Below are 20816 nucleotides of genomic sequence, written 5' to 3'. Positions count from 1 at the left end.
ATTTTATCTGCTGAAGCAAAATTCAGCCAATCATTAATCAAACTTCAATACCGTTTTGTCGGTTTTACTGTCTCGGTCGATACACACGCTGCCGCCGTCTGCCAGTTTGCCGAACAGCAGTTCGTCTGCCAGCGGTTTGCGGATTTCTTCCTGAATCAGGCGCTGCATCGGGCGGGCGCCCATTTGCGGGTCGAAGCCTTTTTCTGCCAGATAGCGGCGCATGGCGGCGGTAAATTCTACGCTGACTTTTTTCTCGGAAAGTTGGTGTTCGAGCTGCAGCAGGAATTTGTCCACCACTTTGGCAATCACGTCTTCGTCCAACGGGGCAAACGGGATAATGGCATCCAAGCGGTTGCGGAATTCCGGCGTAAACAGTTTGTTGATGGCCTGCATTTCATCGCCCCGTTCCCGTTTGCCGGTAAAGCCCACGCTCGGGTGGCTCAGGCTTTCCGCACCGGCGTTGGTGGTCATAATCAGAATCACATTGCGGAAATCGGCACTTTTGCCGTTGTTGTCGGTCAGCGTACCGGCATCGGTTACCTGCAATAAAATGTTGAAAATATCGGGGTGGGCTTTTTCGATTTCGTCCAGCAGCAAAACGCAATGCGGCTGCTTATTGACCGCTTCGGTCAGCAAACCGCCCTGCTCGAAGCCGACATAGCCGGGCGGCGAGCCGATTAGGCGGGAAACGGCGTGGCGTTCCATATATTCCGACATATCGAAGCGTTGCAGCGGCACGCCCAGTGAAAATGCCAACTGGCGGGCCACTTCGGTTTTGCCGACACCGGTCGGGCCGGAAAACAGAAAGCTGCCGATGGGTTTGTCGGGCAAGCCCAAGCCGGAACGGGACATTTTTACCGCCGACACCAAGGCTTCGATGGCGTTGTCCTGCCCGTACACCATATTTTTCAAATCCCGTGCCAAAAACTGCAAAACCTGTTTGTCGTCGTGCGATACGTTTTTTTCGGGAATGCGGGCGACTTTGGCAATCACGGCTTCGATTTGAGCCTTGCCGATGATTTTTTTCTGCTTGGATTTCGGTAGGATTTTCTGCGCCGCACCGGCTTCGTCCATCACGTCAATCGCTTTATCAGGCAAAAAACGCTCGTTGATGTAGCGTGCCGACAGCTCCGCCGCCGCCGTCAAAGCGTCCTGCGTGTAGCGGATGTGATGGAAGGCTTCAAATGCCGGTTTCAAGCCGTTGAGAATTTGCACGGTTTCCGCCACGCTCGGCTCGGCAATGTCCACTTTTTGAAAACGGCGGCTCAGGGCATGGTCTTTGGCGAAAACGGTGCGGTATTCGTCATAAGTGGTCGCCCCGATACAGCGCAGGCTGCCTTTTGCCAGTGCCGGTTTCAACAGATTGGAGGCATCGACATGGCTGCTGCCGGTGCTGCCGGCACCGACCAGCGTGTGGATTTCGTCAATCAGCAATACGGCATTCGGCACGGCTTCAAGCCGTTTTAATACTGCCTTAATCCGTGCCTCAAAATCGCCGCGGTATTTTGTTCCCGCCAGCAAAGCGCCGATGTCGAGGGCGTAAACCGCGGTTTCTTTGAGAATATCCGGCACATCGCCATGCACCACCCGATATGCCAGCCCCTCCGCCAGCGCCGTTTTGCCCACGCCCGCTTCGCCGACCAGCAGCGGATTGTTTTTGCGGCGGCGGCATAAAATCTGCACCAGCCGCTCCATTTCGTGCGTTCTGCCGATTAGCGGGTCGATTCGTCCGGCACGGACTTCTTCGTTCAGATTCAAAGTATAATCCGCCAAAGCATCGCCGCCGCTTTCGGCATGTTCGTTCTCGATCAGGCCGTCTGAAAACCGTTGTTCGGTTGCCAGACCGTGGGCGATGCAGCGCAGAATTTCCAAACGGTTGATGTTTTGCTGTGCCAGAAAATACACTGCATGGCTGTCGGTTTCGTTCATCAGCGCCACCAATACGTCCAGCGGCTCGACGCTGTCTTTGCCTGCCGACTGGGTATGCACCATCGCCCGCTGAATCACCCGCTGGAAACCCAAAGTCGGCTGCGTTTCGCTGTCATCTTCCCGTCCTTCGGGGATTTTCGGCGTGTTTTCTTCCATGCTGGTGTCAAGCTGCTGCTCCAAGCGTGCCAAATCGGCACCGCACTGTTTCAACACCACGGCAACATGTTCGTCCTGCGTCATCAGCGTGTGCAAAAGCTGTTCCAAACCGATTAATTCATAACGCCGGCGGCGGGCATCGCTGTAAAGCTGCTGTAAAATCCGTTCCAATTCAGGTGAAATCATGGCTCAAACCTCTTCTACAATACATTGCAGCGGGTGCCCCGCTGCCTTTGCCCGCTGCATCACCTGCTGCTGTTTGGTCTGCGCAATATCTTTGGTATAAGTGCCGCACAAACCTTTCCCCTCGTGATGAACCAGCAGCATCACCGCCACCGCCTGCTCTTGTCCGAGCATAAAGACTTCGCTCAATATTTCGACCACAAAATCCATAGTAGTGTAGTCGTCATTCAGCAAAAACACGCCGAAGCGTTTGGGCGGACGGACGGTTTGCCGATCCTCGGCCAAAGTTTCGCCGCGTTCGCGGTCGGTGTGTGCATGACTCATTTTATGTTCCTTAAAATCGGTATTGTTTGGGCGGCATGTGCCGTTTACTGTTGCATTTTGTCTTATTTTAATAAATTTTGCACTTTTTCCCAATCATTGCTTGACGTAGCCCCTTAACAAATGTAAAAAGACAGTTAAGCAGAGCTTGGCACTCGAAGTAAGCATAAATGTTTTTTTGGGGAAACTCGAAACTTTTAAGTTTTCCGTATTGCCTTATTTTGCTGTTTTTGTTAATTTTTAAGTATAGGAAGTTCTAATGGCAACCGGTATCGTAAAATGGTTTAACGACGCTAAAGGTTTTGGTTTCATCACTCCGGATGAAGGCGGCGAAGATTTGTTCGCTCACTTCTCTGCGATCAACATGGAAGGTTTCAAAACCTTGAAAGAAGGCCAACGTGTTTCTTTCGACGTAACCACCGGCCCTAAAGGCAAACAAGCTGCTAATATCCAAGCCGCCTAAGCGAGTGTTCAGGTATCAGCCGTAAAAACCGGCGGGTTTTCCCGTCGGTTTTTATTATTTTCAACATTCTCCAAAACTAATTATCCAATGAGTGCCATCATCCCCGGTATTTACCGCCACTATAAAGGTAATCTTTACGAAGTTATCGGCGTTGCCCGCCACAGTGAAACCGAAGAAGAGCAGGTGGTGTACCGTGCGCTTTACGGCAACTACGGTTTGTGGGTGCGTCCGTCGGCCATGTTTGCCGAAACCGTTTCCCTTAATGGCGAAACGCTGCCCCGTTTCTGCCTGGTTCAGGCATTTTGACCACGCCGCCGACGGCCTGTGTGGAAAATTACACTGTTCCGCTATAAAATAGGCCGTCTGAAAACAGTATAGAATCAGAATTATGAGTATTGCCAACAACAAAAAAGCTTTTCACGACTATTTTATCGAAGACCAAATCGAGGCCGGTTTGGTGTTGGAAGGCTGGGAAGTGAAAGCCATCCGTGCCGGACGGGTGCAGCTCAAGGAAAGCTATATCTATTGGAAAAAAGACGCTTTCTATCTGCACGGCTGCCACATCACGGCGCTGCCGACTGCGTCCACCCATGTCAAACCCGATCCCGTCCGCCAGCGGAAATTATTGCTGAATCAGTCTGAAATCAATAAGTTAATCGGAAAGACCGAGCGTTCGGGCTATACCATTGTGCCGCTCAATATGCACTACAACCGTGGCCGCATTAAAATAGAAATCGGTCTGGCCAAAGGTAAGAAGCAGCACGACAAACGCCAAAGTCTGAAAGAAGCCGATTGGAAGCGGGAAAAACAGCGGCTGATGAAAACTACCCGCTAAAGCCTTTCCTTTACCCGAATATACACAATATTGCACAGTAGGCACTTGCCAAACGGCCCGCCAAACCGATAATAGCCACCATATACGGTTTGCGGTTTGGAATATTTTGCCGCAATCAATCATCGCAGGCGAAACCTGCACACCGCAGGCCGTCTGAAAACACGTTTGGAAAGGAATGCTGCCATGCGCCAAGCCTCGCTTGCTCTGCCTCTGTTTCTGATTATCTTCGGAGCAGTCTGGTTTCTTAAAACTACCGATATTCTGCCCGCTACCGCCACGCTGGTTGCCGCCGGTTTGGCTGTCGCCGGCTGCGCCGTGTTGATTATGGACGGGATTAACAAACAATCGATTGTTTCCGGCCCGATTCTGCTGTATATCGGTGCTGCCGTTTATCTGCACCACGCTTATTGGCTGAACATTTCGCCGCTGATTGCGCTGGGCATGATGATACTCGGCTGCCTGTTGCTGCTTTCCCGCAGCAGCCTTGTGCCGGAAAAAGTCCGACAGTCCGCAAAATATTGACTGCAAACAAGGCTATGGTAGGCCGTCTGAAAAATGATACAATAGGTCATTTTCAGACGGCCTGATTTTTAATCGGTTCGCTGCCGTCTTAAACCGGTTTTCCGTTTCCGTTCAATCCAGCAAAAGCCAACACCATGACTCAAGACAAAATCCTGATTCTCGATTTCGGTTCGCAAGTAACCCAACTGATCGCCCGCCGTGTGCGCGAAGCACATGTTTACTGCGAGCTGCATTCATTCGATATGCCTCTGGAAGAAATCAAAGCCTTCAATCCGAAAGGCATTATCCTCTCCGGCGGCCCGAATTCCGTATATGCCTCTGATTACCAAGCCGATACCGGTCTGTTCGATTTGGGTATTCCCGTATTGGGCATCTGCTACGGTATGCAGTTTATGGCACACCACTTAGGCGGCGAAGTCAGCCCCGGCAACCAACGGGAATTCGGCTATGCCCAAGTGAAAACCATCGACAGCGAACTGACCCGAGGCATTCAGGACGAAGCACCGAACACGCTTGATGTCTGGATGAGCCACGGCGACAAAGTGTCCAAACTGCCCGAAGGCTTTGCCGTTATCGGCGACACGCCGTCCTGCCCGATTGCTATGATGGAAAATGCCGACAAACAATTCTACGGTATCCAGTTCCACCCCGAAGTTACCCACACCAAGCAGGGTCGGGCGTTGTTGAACCGATTTGTCTTAGACATCTGCGGTGCCAAACCGAGCTGGACCATGCCCAACTACATCGAAGAAGCCGTTGCCAAAATCCGGGAACAAGTCGGTAGCGACGAAGTGATTTTAGGCCTTTCCGGCGGCGTGGATTCCAGCGTTGCTGCTGCCTTGATTCACCGTGCCATCGGCGACCAGCTCACCTGCGTGTTTGTCGATCACGGTCTCTTGCGTCTCAACGAAGGCAAAATGGTGATGGACATGTTCGCCCGCAACTTGGGCGTAAAAGTGATTCACGTCGATGCCGAAACTCAGTTTATGGACAAACTCGCCGGTGTAACCGACCCCGAGAAAAAACGCAAAATCATCGGTGCGGAATTTATCGAAGTATTTGATGCCGAAGAGAAAAAACTCACCAACGCTAAATGGCTGGCGCAAGGCACGATTTACCCCGATGTAATCGAATCGGCCGGTGCCAAAACCAAAAAAGCCCATGCCATCAAGTCCCACCACAACGTCGGTGGCCTGCCCGAAAACATGAAGCTCAAACTGCTCGAACCTTTGCGGGATTTGTTTAAAGACGAAGTTCGGGAATTGGGCGTAGCCTTAGGCCTGCCTCGTGAAATGGTGTACCGCCACCCATTCCCCGGCCCCGGTTTGGGCGTACGCATTTTGGGCGAAGTGAAAAAAGAATACGCCGACCTGCTGCGTCAGGCGGACGATATTTTCATCCAAGAATTGCGCAACACCGCCGATGAAAACGGCACATCTTGGTACGACCTCACCAGTCAGGCGTTTGCCGTATTCCTGCCGGTCAAATCTGTCGGCGTAATGGGCGACGGCCGCACCTACGATTACGTCGTCGCCCTGCGAGCCGTCGTAACCAGCGACTTCATGACTGCACATTGGGCCGAATTGCCGTATTCTCTGCTCGGCCGTGTGTCCAACCGCATCATCAACGAAGTCAAAGGCATTAACCGTGTCGTGTACGACGTGAGCGGCAAACCGCCTGCCACGATTGAATGGGAGTAGCCCAAAATAAAAAATCCCTGATGATTCAGGGGTTTTTTTATTGGTGTTATCGAGGCCGTCTGAAAATTGGAAACCCGATTTTCAGACGGCCTTTTACAGCGGATTGGCTATGATTGGCAATCAGCGAATCAGTTTCCACTTGATTGGCGGAAACTGGATGTCGCCGATGCGGACGGTGGTTTCGTAATCGCCGAGCGGATCGGTGTTGCCGTAGAGCCAGCAGTGGTTGTATTCGCCTCGTTCGTTGCGGGTGGCGTAGAAGTTGATTTTGTGTTGGGTACGCAATGCGTTGCTGTCGATAGAGGCATTGGGGGCGGTGTATGAGCCGCCTGCCGGTGTTTGCTGGAATTCTTCAACTGCCGCTTTGCTGCCGGCATTGACATTAACGGCTACCCAGCAGTAACGGCCGTCTTTTTGGTTGACTTCGGTGGTCGGGGTAAGGGTGTTGCTGTTTTGCGAAACAGTGCCGAAGATGATTTGAGGCGGATTGGTTTCGGCTTGGGTATCGGGTTTGTCTGCGGCAACGGCTGTGGCTGCGGCAAACATCAGGGTGAGCAATACAGGTGTTTTCATGGGAAATTTCTTACACGATAGGGTTTCAAACAGGCTGATTATACTGAAAAATGACGGTATGGTGTAGCTGTGCGGAAAAATTTCCGGTTTTTTGAGATGAGGGATTTTTGAATAGAAAACAGGGATTTATCCGAACATTGTTGTAATTTTGCCGATAAATTATCCATGCGGTTTTCAGACGGCCGCCCGATATGGAAAATAAATTCTTTTCACTATATAATGTCGGCTATGAAAAAATATCTTCCTTTTTTATTGACGCTGGCAGCCTTAACCGGCTGTCAATCAGTTTATATTCCCACGCTGAAACAAGTGCCGATCGGTTTGCCGAATATTGAAACGGCGGTTGCGCCTGCTGGCGGCTTCCAGTTGGCACAGAGCCATTGGGGCGATGTTTCCAAAATTCGTGACGAAGCCACCCGTTTGGCAATTCAGGTGGATTCAGGCAAACTGACCAAGGTTCAGGCGGCGCAGTATTTAAACCGCTTCCGTATCCAACTGGTCGGCCGCAATAATGTGGATGACAGCATGTATGAAGTGTATCTGCGTTCGGCGGTGGACAGCCAGCGTGGCGAAATTACAACCGAGCAGTCTAAACTGTATATTCAAAATGCCTTGAAAGGCTGGCAGTTGCGTTGGCCGAATATGGGCAGCAAGCCGACCAATCCGGCGTTCACCAACTTCCTGATGGAAGTGATGAATATGACACCGTTGAAATAAGGTAGAATCGGTTTCGGATAAATTGCATTTGAAAACATGATATTAAAAGCAGCAGACAGGATATTCCGTCTGCTGCTTTTATTTATCTGAAAACAAAATAAGGCCGTCTGAAAATCGGGTGATTGAAGCAACCCCGTTTTCAGACGGCCTGTCGGTCTGTTCAGACTTTATTTAATGCGCATGTCGCCGGTTTCGACAAAGCGTTGGTGCCAAGACAGGGCTTCGCTCAGGATGTGCGGCGTGTGCAGACCGGCGGCGGCTTTTTCGGCACGGTCGTAGTAATCGTTCAACATGTCTCGGTAGTCCGGATGGGCGCAGTTGTTGATGATTAAACGGGCGCGTTGGCGAGGTGATTTGCCCCGCAGATCGGCCATGCCTTGTTCGGTTACGATAAACATCACATCGTGTTCGGTATGGTCGTGGTGGGAAACCATCGGTACGATACACGAAATAGCGCCGTCTTTGGCCACCGACGGGCTGACGAAGAACGAGAAGAAAGCGTTGCGGGTAAAGTCGCCCGAACCGCCGATGCCGTTCATCATTTTCGTACCCATAACATGGGTGGAATTGACGTTGCCGTAGATGTCGGCTTCAATCATGGCGTTCATACCAATCACGCCCAAACGGCGGATCAGTTCCGGATTATTGGTGATTTCCATCGGACGCAAAATGATTTTGTCGCGCAAAAAGTCGATGTTGTCGTTGAAGCGCTGCAATGCGTCGGGGCTGAACGAAAGGGCAGTGGCGGAAGCCGATTTCATTTTGCCGGCGATAATCAAATCCAGCATACCGTCCTGCAACACTTCGGTGTAGCCGGTCAGATTGTCGAACGGAGCGTCCAGCAGACCCGCCAATACGGCATTGGCCACGTTGCCCACGCCGGATTGCAGCGGCAGCAGGTTGGCGGGCAGGCGGCCTGCTTTGACTTCGTGGTCGAAGAAGTCGATGATTTGGGCGGCAATGCGTTTGGAGTTTTCGTCAGGATCAGCAAATTTGCTGTTGCGGTCGAACGAGTCGGTCAAAACGATGGCGGCGATTTTGTTTAAATCGCATTCCAAATACGGGCTACCGATGCGGCCGTCGGGTTCGAGCAGCGGAATCGCAGGGCGGTGCGGCGGCGTGCCGACATCGAAATAAACATCGTGCATGGATTCCAGTTTTTCGTTTTGCTTGGCATTGACTTCGATAATAACTTTATCGGCAGCTTTCAACACTTCATTATTGTGGCCGATGCCCATGGCCGGAATGATTTTGCCTTCTTCGGTAATGCCGGCGGCTTCGATGATGGCAACATGAATATCGCCGTAGAAACCGTTGCGGATTTGCTGCTCGACATGCGACAGGTGCATATCCTGATAATGGATATTGCCGGCGTTGATGCTGTTGCGGATACCCGGATCGGATTGGAACGGCGCACGGAAGGCTACGGCATCGGCGGCGGCCAATACGCCGTCGCAGTCCGGAGCAGTGGAAGCGCCGGTAATCATATTGATTTTAAACGGTTTGCCTGCGCTATGTGCGGCTTTGGCACGTTCGGCGATGGCGGTCGGCAGGGCTTTCGGGTAACCTGCGCCGGTGAAACCGGCAATGCCCAAGGTCATGCCGTCTTGAATCAGCTCGGCAGCCTGTTCGGCAGACATAATTTTGTTACGCAGACCTTGGTGGCGGATGCGTTCTACGGTATTGGCAGTCATCAGGATTCTCCTCCTTGAACGGGTGAAGGCAGGGCAGCGCCCATATGCTTCAATGATCGGATTTATATCCGGCACGGCATATCATCTCGCCGGAATAGGGGAAATATATAATAAAGGGCTATATGTGTAAAGCAGTTCAAGCTCTGTCCGGCAACCTTTGCAGGCTAACCCGTTTGAATAAAACTTTACACGACAGGCGACAAACTTTAATCGATTTGGCTTGTTTGTGAATATGAAAATTTTTATACTGAATAAACAGTTTCGCAGCGCAAACTGCTGCACTTGAAAATTCATTTACTTAAAAAGGAGATACCATGAGCAAACATGATTATGACGCACGCAAACAGGCTTTGTTGGACGATATCCGCGAAGTAATGAATGATGTCGAATCACTGTACCAAAACGGCGTTGAAGCAGGCAGCGACGAAGCCAAAGCGGCGAAAGCAAAATTGCAGGAAAAACTCGATGCCGCCAAAGAAAAACTGATCCGCTTTGAAGAAGAGGCGGCAGAACGTGTGAAACACCATGCAGAACAGGCACGGGACAAATACGAAACCTTTAAAGACGAAGCAGGCAAACGTTTTGACGAAGGCAAACGCCGTTTCGCCGAATTTGAAGAAGAAGCCCGCCAAAGCGTGCGCGACCGTGCGGCGCAGGCAGACGATGCCATTCGGGACAAACCTTATTACGCCATGGGCATTGCCGCTTTAGCAGGTTTGGTGGTCGGCGCATTGCTGAACCGCCGCTAATCTGAGCTGAAGTATGCCGTCTGAAAATGATAGGGTTTTCAGACGGCATTGGCGTATCGGGAATTTACTATATTATATGTTCCAACAAACAAATCGATTCAGTCAGAAATAAAACAGGAATAAAAAATGAGTATCGGAGAAACCGTCCGTCACGGAAAAATTTTATTGAATCAAGGCGTAGATTTATTATTGCTGCGCCTGCAACTGTTGAGCGTCAATATCGCCGAGCAGACCGAACACGCCGTGCGGCTGGCAGTTTATTTGGTGTTGGCACTGATTTTCCTGTTTGTCGGCTTAATCAGCCTGCTGTTCGGATTAAACAGAATATTGGACGACCAAACCGCCGTGTGGGTATTTTTCGGCATTGCCGCCCTCGGCGTGGTACTGATTATCGGCGTATTGGCAGCGATTGCCGGCAGTTGGAAAAACCGCAGCCACGCCGTTTCCCAAACCCTGAGCGATATGCGTACCGACATCGCCTACCTGCGCGGCGAAGCAGAAAAAGAAGGAGAGGGCGAATGAGTCAGCAAACCCAAGAAGAACGCGAACTGCTGGAGTTGGAAATCAAACTGGCACGGCTGAAAATCGCCGCATCGCATTTGAAACAGAAAAAACTGAAAGAACAAAAGTCCGCCCGCAGCCTGCACATCGAAAACCTACTGCTGCAACTGGCGGAAATCGGCAGCAAACTGTCGGCCGACGGCTTGGTCAAAACCGCCGCCTTAATGCCGTTGGCGAAAAAACACCGCTTCGGCGCACTGCTTGCCGCCGCTGCATGGCAGTTTTGGCAACAGGCAGGGCGGAAACGGTAGTTAAACATATTTTAATCACGCAATCGCTTAGTACATATTGAGTTTGAAGGCCGTCTGAAAATCTGAGACCTTTGCAAATTCCCTATCTTTGGTACATTTCTTCGTTATGCACTGCTCAAAATCTTGCCTATCTTTATGATATGTCTGCGATTTTTTTGCTGCTATAACTTCGAACTGTACTCAAATCTAGGGTTTTGCAAAGGTCTCAATCCGATTTTCAGACGGCCTTTGCATGGTGCAAAGTGAAAAGGCTTGTCCGTCAGGAATGCGCCCTGTTTTGCACGGTAAATAAAGCGTTTGCGCCATAAAGGTTTGCCGCAGCGTTTACAATCAAAATGTTATACAGTATCATCACGGCTGTTTTGACTTTTGACGATTTTCAGACGGCATCGCATTCATGCCGTCTGAAATTGCTTTTTCTACGATGAATTCTATTTTACTGACCGGCCTGTGGCAGCGGCTGCTGATTGTTTCGGCGGCATTGGCGTTGCTGTGGGGCGTTTATTTTTGGGCGGCGGCATGAGTATTGTGGTTGAAAATCTGACAGTCAGCTACCAGCACCGGCCGGTGGTCCACCATGTTTCCACCGAATTTGCCGACGGCTCGATGTGGGCGGTGTTCGGGCCGAACGGGGCGGGGAAATCCACGCTGCTGAAGGCGGTAATGGGGCTGCAGAAAACGGATACCGGCAAAGTGTCTCTAAACGGGCTGCGCCGTCAGGATATTGCCTATTTGCCGCAGCAGTCGGATATCGACCGCAGCCAGCCGATGACGGTATTCGAGCTGGCAGCGATGGGGTTGTGGTACGAAATCGGCTTTTTCGGCAGGGTGAATGCCGAGCAGCGCCGACGGGTGCATCAGGCTTTGGAACGGGTGGACATGAGCGATTTTGCCGGACGGCAGATTGCGCATTTGTCCAACGGCCAGTTTCAGAGGGTATTGTTTGCCCGCATGTTGGCACAAAATGCCAAATTTTTATTGTTGGACGAGCCGTTTAATGCGGTAGATGCCCGCACAACCTATGCGTTGCTGGACGTATTGCGCCGTTGCCACGGCGACGGTCAGGCAGTGATTGCCGTGTTGCACGATTACGAACAGGTACGGGCGTATTTCCCGAAAACTCTGTTGATTGCACGGGAAAAAATCGCCTGCGGTGCAACCGAGCAGGTATTGGTGGACGATTATCTGCTGCAGGCGAATGCGGCCATGCAGCAACAGGAATCCGCCGACTGGTGTGCGGTATAGCGGGAACGCACCAAACCGCAGCAGGGCAATGTTGTGCGGCTTTTGTTGCCGATAGGCTGTCTGAAAATGGGCTTTGCTCAATTTAATCTCAGAAATATATGAATTTACAAGAACTTGTTTTTGCCCCCTTTATCGAATTCGACTTTATGCGCTATGCCTTAGCGTCTATCGTCTGTCTGGCATTGAGCGCCGCACCGGTGGGCGTATTTTTGGTGATGCGCCGCATGAGTTTGGTCGGCGATGCCCTCAGCCATGCGGTTTTGCCCGGCGCTGCGATTGGCTATATGTTTGCCGGACTAAGCTTGCCGGCGATGAGCATAGGCGGATTTGCCGCCGGTATGCTGATGGCGCTGCTGGCAGGATTGGTCAGCCGGTTTACCGCTTTGAAGGAAGATGCCAATTTTGCTGCTTTTTATTTGAGCAGTTTGGCCATCGGCGTGGTGTTGGTCAGCAAAAACGGCGACAGCGTTGATTTGCTGCATTTGCTGTTCGGCTCGGTGCTGGCGGTGGATATTCAGGCATTGCAACTGATTGCAGCGGTGGCGAGTCTGACGCTGGTGATATTGGCAGTGATTTACCGCCCGCTGGTGCTGGAAAGCATCGACCCGCTGTTTTTGCAGGCAGTTAAGGGGCGGGGCGGTTTTTGGCATGTGGTGTTTCTGATTCTGGTGGTGATGAATCTGGTAGCGGGTTTTCAGGCATTGGGTACGCTGATGTCGGTCGGTCTGATGATGTTGCCGGCGATTACCGCCCGCCTGTGGGCAAGAAGTTTGGGACAACTGATGTTGTTGTCCGTTTTACTGGCGCTGCTGTGCGGCTTGGGCGGACTGCTGTTTTCCTACCACATCGAAATTCCGTCCGGTCCGGCAATTATTTTATGCTGCGGCACAGTCTATCTGCTCTCGGTCGTATTCGGTTGGGAAGGCGGTATTTTGGTCAAATGGCTGCGGCGCAAACGCCATCGTGCGGCTTGAATTGAAAACAGCAGATGAATCAATCATCTGCTGTTTGGTTTGTAGTTTGGATAAAGCATTTTTCAGACGGCATGGCTTGATTATCTTGGCGGTCTGTTTTAAACTGATAAAATGTTATGTTATATCAAGAAAAGGATTGGTCTATGAAACAGTGGAAACTGGGTGTGATTGCAGCGTTGTTGGCGGGTGCGGCTCAAGCTGCGCCGTTGCCGGTGGTAACCAGCTTCAGCATTTTGGGTGATGTGGCGAAACAGGTCGGCGGCGAGCGTGTTGCCGTGCAGAGTTTGGTCGGTGCCAACCAAGATGCCCATGCGTATCACATGACCAGCGGCGATATTAAAAAAATCCGTTCTGCCAAGCTGGTGTTGTTAAACGGTTTGGGCTTGGAAGGTGCTGATGTACAGCGTGCGGTGAAACAGAGCAAAGTGCCGTTTGCCGAAGCAACGAAAAACATTACTGCCTTGAAAGCCGAAGAGGGCGGCCATCACCATCATCATCACCATGATGGCGATCACGATCATGACCACGATCATGACCACGATCATGACCACGATCACCACCATCATCACGACCACGGCGAGTTTGACCCGCATGTTTGGACCGACCCTGTATTAATGGTAACTTACGCCCAAAATGTCGGTAACGCCCTGATTCAGGCCGACCCTGAAGGCAAAGCCTACTACCAGCAACGTTTGACTGCGTATCAAAACCAGCTGAAAAAGCTGCACAGCGATGCTCAGGCGGCATTCGGTTCTGTGCCTGCCGACAAACGCAAAGTGCTGACGGCGCATGATGCATTCTCTTATATGGCAAAACGTTATAATGTGAGCTTTATTGCGCCGCAGGGCGTGAGCAGCGCCGCCGAGCCGTCTGCCAAACAGGTGGCTTCGATTATCCGCCAAATCAAGCGCGAGGGCATTAATGCCGTGTTTGTCGAAAACATTAAAGATACCCGCATGGTGGACCGTATTGCCAAAGAAACCGGCGTGCGTGTGAGCGGCAAACTGTATTCCGATGCTTTGGGTAGCGCACCGGCCGATACCTATATCGGTATGTACCGCTACAATGTCAAAGCCTTGACCGATGCCATGAAAAAATAAGGTTTCCCGCAGTAAATACAGCCGCACCGTATGTTTCCGGTGCGGTTTTTGTTTGGCGGCGCTTGGCCTTGGTTTTCAGACGGCCTTGAATGTTATAATGATTGAGGGATAACGGTAACAACGGATTATTAAGGCCGTCTGAAAATCCATCATCATTTACCAAGAAACGGTGCGCCAACAGCGGTAAGGTTTGGTAGCCGCCAAAGTTTGCCGTATAATCCGCCCTTAAAGTAAATAATCTAAAAATCATAAGGAATAAAAAACCATGACGCAAACCATAGCACGCGACAGTATGCAGTATGATGTGGTGATTGTCGGCGCAGGGCCGGCGGGGCTGTCGGCGGCGATTAAACTCAAGCAGCTGGCGGAAGCGGCCGGTCGGGAAATCAGCGTCTGCGTGGTGGAAAAAGCCTCTGAAGCGGGGGCGCATATTGTATCGGGTGCGGTGATTGACCCCATCAGCTTGAGCGAACTGATTCCCGATTGGCGGGAACTCGGTGCGCCGCTGACCCGCAGCGTTACCCAAGACAAAGTATTGTTTCTGACCGAACAAAAAGCCTTTAACTTGCCGGTTACGCCGAATTTTAACAACCACGGCAACTACATCATCAGCTTGGCGCAGTTGGTGCGCTGGCTAGCGGAACAGGCGGAAGGTTTGGGCGTGGAAATTTATCCCGGCTTTGCCGCCGCCGAAGTGCTGTATCATGCCGACGGTTCGGTAAAAGGCATCGCCACCGGCAATATGGGTGTGGGCAAAAACGGCGAAGCCACCGACAATTTCCAGCCCGGTATGGAATTATGGGCGCAGCAGACCATTTTTGCCGAAGGTTGCCGGGGTTCGCTTTCCAAACAAATCATCGAACGTTTCAAACTCGATCAAAACAGCCAGCCGCAAACCTATGGCTTGGGCATTAAAGAGGTCTGGGAAGTGCCGTCTGAAAACCACCAGCCCGGCTTGGTCGTGCATACCGCAGGCTGGCCGCTGGACAGCAAAACCTACGGCGGCTCGTTTATCTATCATTTAGACGACAACAAAGTCGCCGTCGGCTTCGTGGTCGGTTTGGATTACCAAAATCCCTATCTGTCGCCGTTTGAAGAGTTCCAACGTTTTAAAACCCACCCCGAAATCCGCAAAACCTTCGCAGGCGGCCGCCGCATTGCTTACGGCGCACGGGCGCTGATTGAAGGCGGCCTGCAGAGTTTGCCGAAACTCTCTTTTGCCGGCGGCGTATTGGTCGGCGATGCGGCCGGCTTTATGAATATGCCGAGAATCAAAGGCACGCACACCGCCATGAAATCCGCCATGCTGGCCGCCGAAGCCGTGTTCCCGCTGCTGGACAATCTGGAAGAAAGCGGCGAACCCGAAAGCGGCAAAGAAGCAGCGCAATATCAGCAATTATTCGAGCAAAGCTGGGCATATCAAGAACTGTATGCCGCCCGCAACGTACGCCCGTCGTTTAAATGGGGCGTGTATGCCGGTATGCTCTACACCGGAATCGACCAATTACTGTTTAAAGGCAAAGCACCGTGGACGCTGCGCCACCACGGCAAAGACAACGAACAGCTCAAACCGGCGGCGCAATCCACACCGATTGCCTATCCGAAACCCGACGGCGTATTGACCTTCGACCGCCTCAGCAGCGTATTCCTCGCCAATACCGCCCACGATGAAAACCAACCCGACCATCTGACCCTGAACAATCCCCAAGTCATGATGGACATCAACCACCGTGAATACGCCTCGCCGGAAACCCGTTATTGCCCGGCGGCGGTCTATGAAATTGTCGAAGAAGAGGGCAAGCCCAAGCTGCAAATTAACGCTGCCAACTGCGTCCACTGCAAAACCTGCGACATCAAAGACCCGACCCAAAACATCGTCTGGATTTGCCCCGAAGGCGGAAGCGGCCCGAATTACGGCGCTATGTAAACCAAGCCGTCTGAAAATCGGATTTTCAGACGGCTTGGTTTGTGCAGATGGCTTTAGGTGCGGCGTAGTCGAGCATCAAAAAAGATTGGTGCTGCGATCGTCTGACATGTGGGAAAAGAGCGGTTGGACGAGAAAACCGTCGCCGACCCAATGTTGGCTGTCGGTACGATAGATTTGTTTGATATGGCGCATGGTGAATTTCCTTCTTGTGAAGCCGTATGTCTCCTGTTTTGCTTGTTGGCGTTGTGTTGATGAGTGTATTATATGGGGTACATATTTTTTCACAAGTACGTACATTTTTTATACTGTGGTAAATAATACAGCAAGGTTAGGAAACACAGTATTGCTTGGAGGCCAATGATGTCGGAAACAGAACACGCCCACAGCTCTTGCTATCCTGTCGTCAATACGTTAAATATTATCGGCGGAAAATGGAAGGTATTGATTTTATATTATTTAAACGGAGAAACCCGACGCTTCAACGAATTACAGCGACTGCTTGCAGGCATAACCCAACGCATGCTGACGCTGCAGCTGCGTGAGTTGGAAAACGATGGAATTGTGCATCGGGAAGTGTATCCGCAAATCCCGCCCAAGGTGGAATATTCACTGACCGAATTCGGGAAAACGCTGATACCGGTAATCGATGCCATACACGCATGGGGCATACAATACGCCGAGGAATGTATCAAACATAAAAAGTTGGTGCAGGAATGAACAGTGTAAGAAACTGACGGGTTTATCACCAAACCCGTGATACCCTGAAAAAGTTAAGCATGCCGACTGTGGTTGAAGCAAAACAAAGCCGTCTGAAAATCACGATTTCCGATTTTCAGACGGCCTGAAACTGTTGATTGTGGTAGATTTCCACTGTGAGGTTAGGACGAGAAAAAGATAAAAGCAGACTGTTTCGGGTCTGCTTTTTGTTTGTGCTTTGTTATCACACGTTATGGGTTACAGTTTGTGGTCTTCGCTGTCCAAGAAGCTTTTGAGGCGGTCGCTGCGGGTTGGGTGGCGCAGTTTGCGCAGGGCTTTGGCTTCGATTTGGCGGATGCGTTCCCGGGTTACGTCAAACTGTTTGCCGACTTCTTCCAAGGTATGGTCGGTGTTCATGTCGATACCGAAGCGCATACGCAGGACTTTGGCTTCTCTCGGGGTAAGGCTTTCCAACACTTCTTTGGTTACTTCGTGCAGGCTGGAATACATGGCGGCATCGGCGGGGGCGATGTTGTTGGCATCTTCGATGAAGTCGCCCAAATGTGAATCGTCGTCGTCGCCGATCGGGGTTTCCATGGAAATCGGTTCTTTGGCGATTTTCATGATTTTGCGGATTTTGTCTTCCGGCATCTGCATGAGTTCTGCCAGTTTGGCCGAATCGGGTTCTTCGCCGTTTTCCTGCAGGTATTGGCGGGAAATGCGGTTCATTTTGTTGATGGTTTCAATCATGTGAACCGGAATCCGAATGGTACGGGCTTGGTCGGCAATCGAGCGGGTGATGGCTTGGCGGATCCACCATGTGGCGTAGGTGGAGAATTTGTAGCCGCGGCGGTATTCGAATTTATCGACTGCTTTCATCAGGCCGATGTTGCCTTCTTGAATCAAGTCAAGGAATTGTAAACCTCGGTTGGTGTATTTTTTGGCGATGGAAATCACCAGACGCAGGTTGGCCTGAATCATTTCCTGTTTGGCCGAAGCGGTTTCTTTTTCGCTTTTGACCATGTCTTTGTTGATTTCTTTTAATTCTTCGATGGAAATGCGGGTTTCTTTTTCCATATCCGCCAATGCGGTTTGCTTTTCGATGATGGCGTGGCGGAAGCGGTCGAGGGCATCGCACCATTTGCCGCCTTTGGCAACTTCTTCTTCTACCCATGCGAGGTTGGTGATGTTGGGTAGGAAGTTGGCGATGAAGTAGTCCCGATCCATGTGGACACGGTCTTGGCAAATGTCTCGGATTTCCCGTTCGAGTTTGCGGATTTGATCGACACGGTTGCGCAGGTTGCTGCTCAGGCTTTCAATCTGGCGGGTGGCGAAGCGTACTTCCAAAAGTTTGGAGGCGATAGCATCACGGTGCGCCAGATAGTCGGGGTGGCGGCTGTCGTGGGCGTTGAGTTCGGCGACCATTTTGGCGTAGTCGGCTTCGATTTGCTGGAAGTGTTCCAACACTTTTTGTTTTAATTCTTCCAGATTGGCGGCGGACATGGATTCGGCGTCGGTGGCGGTGTCGTCGTCATCTTCGGCATCTTCTTCGTCTTCATCGCTCTCATCGCTGCTGTCGGCAACGTCGTCGGTATCGACTGAATCGAGGTGGCTTAAGCCCAATTCGTTGAGCAGAACTTCGTTGGGGTCGATAATGGCTTCGACCACTTCATCGACACGGATTTCGTCGTTGCGGATTTTTTCGATCAGCGCCAGAATTTCGGCAATCGAACCCGGACAGGCGGAAATGGCCTGAACCATGTTTTTCAGGGCATGTTCGATTTTTTTGGCGATGATGATTTCGTCTTCGCGGGTGAGCAGATCAACCTGTCCCATTTCGCGCATATACATCCGCACAGGGTCGGTGGTGCGGCCGAACTCGGAATCTGCGTTGGAAAGGGCGGCTTCGGCTTCTTCGACAGCGTCGTCGTCGGTGATGGAGGCGGCGTTGTCGCTCAATAAGATGTCTTCGACATCGGGTGCCTGTTCGGTTACTTGAATGCCCAAGCCGGCAATCATATTGACGATGTTGTCGATTTGGTCGGCATCCGACATATCGTCGGGTAGGGCATCGTTGATTTCGGAATAGGTGATGTAGCCTCGCTCTTTACCCATGATGATGAGCTGGCGCAGGCGTTCCCGCTGTTCCGCTGTGCTTAACGGACGGTTTTCGTCCTGATCTTGTGGATTGAGTGGGTTTTTGGACATGGTAATCTCAAAGGTTGGGCGTTGGTATTTTGCTGTAAAGGTTTCGGGCAACGGGTTTTACAGCGGTTGCGGGCCGAGGCCGTCTGAAAATGGGAAAAGTGTGTTCTGCATGGTTGGTTGTCGCAGCAAGTATGTGTTTTCAGACGGCTTTGGCCGGTATGTGAACGGTCGGTTTCGTTGTTGCCGTTCACGCATAAAAATCAATGTGCTTTCAGCGTCAGCAGCGAAAGCAGGAGTTTTTTTTCGTAATCGCTTAATCCGCTGTGCAGATTTTTTTGTTTTAAGGATTCGATTTGGCGGTATTTTAATTCGTCCAACAGCTTTTTCATGCCGATTCGGAAGTTTTCCAAATCTTCTTCGCTGCTGCCTTCCAAGGCTTCCGATATGCCGGATGCTGATTGGAAAATCAGGTTCAGCAGGGCTTGGTGCGGCGAGTGGCGCATATATTCCAAAATTTGGGCGCTGCTCGGTGCGGCGGGCTGGCTGTTGATCCATTCTGCCAGATTGGCCAAGCAGGCAAAGTCGCCGTCTAAGACCAGATATTCAGGCAAATCTATATATGCAGCCCAATTCGGATTTATCAAGAGGCTGCGGATCTGCTTTTGCACCAAAGTCAGCATGGCGGGCTGCTTGGCGGTGGCACTCGGCAATTTGTAGCTTTTGGCTTTTACGCTGCGTTTGGGTGCTTCCTGCCCCAAAAGTTGCGCCAAGTCGGCGGGATCAATGCCCACCAGCTCGCTGAGTTTCTGTTTCAATAAAAAGCCGAGGGCGGGGGCGGTGATTTGCGCCAGCAGCGGCGAACTGGTTTTTACCAATTCGGCTTTGCCTTCCTGCGTGTGGAGGTTGAGGCCGTCTGAAAGATGCTGCCAGAAATATTCCGACAGCGGCTTGCTCTGGCTGAGCAGCATATCTTCAAATTTATCTTTGCCGAACGCACGGATATAGCTGTCCGGATCGTGTTCTTCGGGTAGAAACAGAAAATGCAGCGCTTTATCGTCTTTCAGTTGCGGCAAAGCGTTTTCCAATGCCCGCCATGCCGCTTTGCGGCCGGCACTGTCGCCGTCGAAACAGAAATAAATGCTGTCTGCCTGCCGCATCAGGATTTTAACGTGTTCGGCGGTGGTGGACGTACCCAGCGAGGCCACGCCGTAGCCGATGCCGAACTGCGCCAGTGCGACTACGTCCATATAGCCTTCGACCACCAAAATCCGACCGGCTTCTTTAATCGCCGAGCGGCCTTCGTACAGGCCGTAGAGGTTTTTTCCCTTGTCAAACAGCGGGGTATCGGGAGAGTTTAAATATTTGGGCTTGGAATCGTCCAGTACCCGCCCGCCGAAGCCGATGACCTGCCCTCGAGGATTGCGGATCGGAAACATCACCCGATGGCGGAAACGGTCGTAATATTTGCCTTCGTTATCAACCACCATACCGCTTTCCACCAGCGCCGTGTTCGGATACGGCTGGAACACTTTCGCCAGCGGCTGCCAGCCTTCGGGCGCATAACCCAAGCCGTAGTGGGCAATCACTTCTGCACTCAAGCCCCGCTGTTGGAAATAAGTATGGGCGGCGGCGTGTAAGGGAAGCTGCTGCGCATAAAACTGTGCTGCCGCTTCGGTGGTTTCTTCCAGCGTTTGCTGTTTTTTCTTGCGTTCGGCACGGACTTCCGGATTTTCATTCTGTCCCCGTGTCTGCGGCACTTTCATACCGGCACGATCCGCCAGCTGCTGCACCGCTTCGGGGAACGACAAACCTTGGTGTTCCATCATAAACCCGATCGCAGAGCCGTGCGCCCCGCAACTGAAGCAGTGGTAAAACTGCTTGGTCGGGCTGACGGAAAACGACGGGGTTTTCTCTTTATGAAACGGACAGCAGGCCATATAGTTGGCACCGCTTTTTTTCAGCGGCACCTGTTCGTCGATAATATCGACAATATCGATTTTGGCAAGCAGCTCGTCAATGAAATCGGCGGGAATCATAGGCTGGTCGGGTGTTTTTCAGACGGCATGGGGAGC

The 20816-nt window shown here is 51.6% G+C and carries 22 protein-coding genes and 1 pseudogene; 15 read left to right on the top strand and 8 right to left on the bottom strand.

Going from position 1 to position 20816, the window contains the following annotated elements; all coding sequences use genetic code 11:
• Window positions 1–33 precede the first annotated feature (33 nt).
• Both clpA and clpS read right to left on the bottom strand, forming a co-directional pair.
• Window positions 34–2271: an ATP-dependent Clp protease ATP-binding subunit ClpA gene (clpA, locus tag PJU73_RS05725; RefSeq protein ID WP_237091413.1), complete on the bottom strand. Its 2238-nt coding sequence runs from the start codon at window positions 2269–2271 to the stop codon at window positions 34–36.
• A 3-nt stretch (window positions 2272–2274) separates the two neighbouring features.
• Window positions 2275–2592, bottom strand: coding sequence for an ATP-dependent Clp protease adapter ClpS (gene clpS, locus PJU73_RS05720; RefSeq protein WP_237091412.1), 318 nt, complete (start codon window positions 2590–2592; stop codon window positions 2275–2277).
• Window positions 2593–2848: 256 nt separating this feature from the next.
• On the opposite strand from clpS, the gene PJU73_RS05715 reads away from it, so the two are divergent.
• The 5 genes from PJU73_RS05715 (at window position 2849) to guaA (ending at window position 6109) form a co-directional block, all read left to right on the top strand.
• Window positions 2849–3052, top strand: a complete 204-nt coding sequence (locus PJU73_RS05715) for a cold-shock protein (protein WP_002217533.1) — start codon at window positions 2849–2851, stop codon at window positions 3050–3052.
• Between the two features lie 87 nt (window positions 3053–3139).
• A complete protein-coding gene (locus PJU73_RS05710; RefSeq protein ID WP_237091411.1) occupies window positions 3140–3358 on the top strand; it encodes a DUF1653 domain-containing protein in 219 nt (72 codons plus the stop codon).
• An 82-nt stretch (window positions 3359–3440) separates the two neighbouring features.
• Window positions 3441–3887, top strand: coding sequence for an SsrA-binding protein SmpB (gene smpB, locus PJU73_RS05705; protein ID WP_237091410.1), 447 nt, complete (start codon window positions 3441–3443; stop codon window positions 3885–3887).
• 183 nt (window positions 3888–4070) lie between these two features.
• A complete protein-coding gene (locus PJU73_RS05700; protein ID WP_237091438.1) occupies window positions 4071–4409 on the top strand; it encodes a hypothetical protein in 339 nt (112 codons plus the stop codon).
• Between the two features lie 134 nt (window positions 4410–4543).
• A complete protein-coding gene (gene guaA / locus PJU73_RS05695; protein WP_237091409.1) occupies window positions 4544–6109 on the top strand; it encodes a glutamine-hydrolyzing GMP synthase in 1566 nt (521 codons plus the stop codon).
• Between the two features lie 120 nt (window positions 6110–6229).
• On the opposite strand, the gene PJU73_RS05690 is transcribed toward guaA, so the two are convergent.
• Complete coding sequence (locus PJU73_RS05690) at window positions 6230–6682, bottom strand: PM0630 family protein (protein ID WP_237091408.1); 453 nt, start codon at window positions 6680–6682, stop codon at window positions 6230–6232.
• Between the two features lie 219 nt (window positions 6683–6901).
• On the opposite strand from PJU73_RS05690, the gene PJU73_RS05685 reads away from it, so the two are divergent.
• Entirely contained in the window at window positions 6902–7399 is a 498-nt protein-coding gene (locus tag PJU73_RS05685) for a lipoprotein (protein WP_237091407.1), read from the top strand.
• Window positions 7400–7566: 167 nt separating this feature from the next.
• Here PJU73_RS05685 and scpC read toward each other — a convergent pair whose 3' ends face one another.
• Window positions 7567–9093 carry a succinyl-CoA:acetate CoA-transferase ScpC gene (scpC, locus tag PJU73_RS05680; protein ID WP_237091406.1) on the bottom strand — a complete coding sequence of 509 codons (1527 nt, stop codon included), beginning with the start codon at window positions 9091–9093 and terminating at the stop codon, window positions 7567–7569.
• Window positions 9094–9407: 314 nt separating this feature from the next.
• Here scpC and PJU73_RS05675 point away from each other — a divergent pair, with 314 nt between their 5' ends.
• The 7 genes from PJU73_RS05675 to PJU73_RS05645 all read left to right on the top strand — a co-directional run bounded on the left by PJU73_RS05675 (window position 9408) and on the right by PJU73_RS05645 (window position 13973).
• Window positions 9408–9842, top strand: coding sequence for an ElaB/YgaM/YqjD family protein (locus PJU73_RS05675; protein ID WP_237091405.1), 435 nt, complete (start codon window positions 9408–9410; stop codon window positions 9840–9842).
• A gap of 126 nt (window positions 9843–9968) precedes the next feature.
• Window positions 9969–10364, top strand: coding sequence for a phage holin family protein (locus PJU73_RS05670; protein WP_237091404.1), 396 nt, complete (start codon window positions 9969–9971; stop codon window positions 10362–10364).
• Window positions 10361–10654, top strand: a complete 294-nt coding sequence (locus tag PJU73_RS05665; RefSeq protein ID WP_237091403.1) for a hypothetical protein — start codon at window positions 10361–10363, stop codon at window positions 10652–10654. The genes PJU73_RS05670 and PJU73_RS05665 overlap by 4 nt, the downstream gene beginning before the upstream one ends.
• A 397-nt stretch (window positions 10655–11051) precedes the next feature.
• Window positions 11052–11177 carry a hypothetical protein gene (locus PJU73_RS05660; protein ID WP_255758773.1) on the top strand — a complete coding sequence of 42 codons (126 nt, stop codon included), beginning with the start codon at window positions 11052–11054 and terminating at the stop codon, window positions 11175–11177.
• Window positions 11174–11899, top strand: a complete 726-nt coding sequence (locus tag PJU73_RS05655) for a metal ABC transporter ATP-binding protein (protein WP_237091402.1) — start codon at window positions 11174–11176, stop codon at window positions 11897–11899. Before PJU73_RS05660 ends, PJU73_RS05655 begins: the two co-directional genes overlap by 4 nt.
• A gap of 98 nt (window positions 11900–11997) precedes the next feature.
• Window positions 11998–12873 carry a metal ABC transporter permease gene (locus tag PJU73_RS05650; RefSeq protein ID WP_237091401.1) on the top strand — a complete coding sequence of 292 codons (876 nt, stop codon included), beginning with the start codon at window positions 11998–12000 and terminating at the stop codon, window positions 12871–12873.
• Window positions 12874–13016: 143 nt separating this feature from the next.
• Complete coding sequence (locus PJU73_RS05645; protein ID WP_237091400.1) at window positions 13017–13973, top strand: metal ABC transporter solute-binding protein, Zn/Mn family; 957 nt, start codon at window positions 13017–13019, stop codon at window positions 13971–13973.
• Here the strand turns inward: PJU73_RS05645 and PJU73_RS05640 are convergent.
• The gene (locus PJU73_RS05640; protein ID WP_237091399.1) at window positions 13942–14223 is read right to left on the bottom strand and encodes a hypothetical protein; all 282 of its coding nucleotides are present in this window, start codon (window positions 14221–14223) and stop codon (window positions 13942–13944) included. The genes PJU73_RS05645 and PJU73_RS05640 overlap by 32 nt on opposite strands.
• 15 nt (window positions 14224–14238) lie before the next feature.
• Between PJU73_RS05640 and PJU73_RS05635 the strand changes: the two genes are divergently transcribed.
• Entirely contained in the window at window positions 14239–15900 is a 1662-nt protein-coding gene (locus tag PJU73_RS05635) for an electron transfer flavoprotein-ubiquinone oxidoreductase (RefSeq protein ID WP_237091398.1), read from the top strand.
• A 31-nt stretch (window positions 15901–15931) separates the two neighbouring features.
• Here PJU73_RS05635 and PJU73_RS05630 read toward each other — a convergent pair.
• A pseudogene (locus tag PJU73_RS05630) lies at window positions 15932–16092 on the bottom strand (pirin family protein); the annotation flags it as partial.
• 168 nt (window positions 16093–16260) lie between these two features.
• Here PJU73_RS05630 and PJU73_RS05625 point away from each other — a divergent pair.
• Window positions 16261–16617, top strand: coding sequence for a winged helix-turn-helix transcriptional regulator (locus PJU73_RS05625; RefSeq protein WP_237091437.1), 357 nt, complete (start codon window positions 16261–16263; stop codon window positions 16615–16617).
• A 237-nt stretch (window positions 16618–16854) separates the two neighbouring features.
• On the opposite strand, the gene rpoD is transcribed toward PJU73_RS05625, so the two are convergent.
• Entirely contained in the window at window positions 16855–18804 is a 1950-nt protein-coding gene (gene rpoD / locus PJU73_RS05620) for an RNA polymerase sigma factor RpoD (protein ID WP_237091397.1), read from the bottom strand.
• Between the two features lie 200 nt (window positions 18805–19004).
• A complete protein-coding gene (gene dnaG / locus PJU73_RS05615) occupies window positions 19005–20780 on the bottom strand; it encodes a DNA primase (RefSeq protein ID WP_237091396.1) in 1776 nt (591 codons plus the stop codon).
• Between the last annotated feature and the right edge of the window lie 36 nt (window positions 20781–20816).

Origin of the sequence: Neisseria lisongii, from assembly GCF_028463985.1 — a bacterium.
In the GTDB taxonomy this organism is placed as follows: domain Bacteria; phylum Pseudomonadota; class Gammaproteobacteria; order Burkholderiales; family Neisseriaceae; genus Neisseria; species Neisseria lisongii.
The sequence above is the reverse complement of the archived record's forward strand: the minus strand, read 5'-3'. Positions and strand labels throughout refer to the sequence as shown.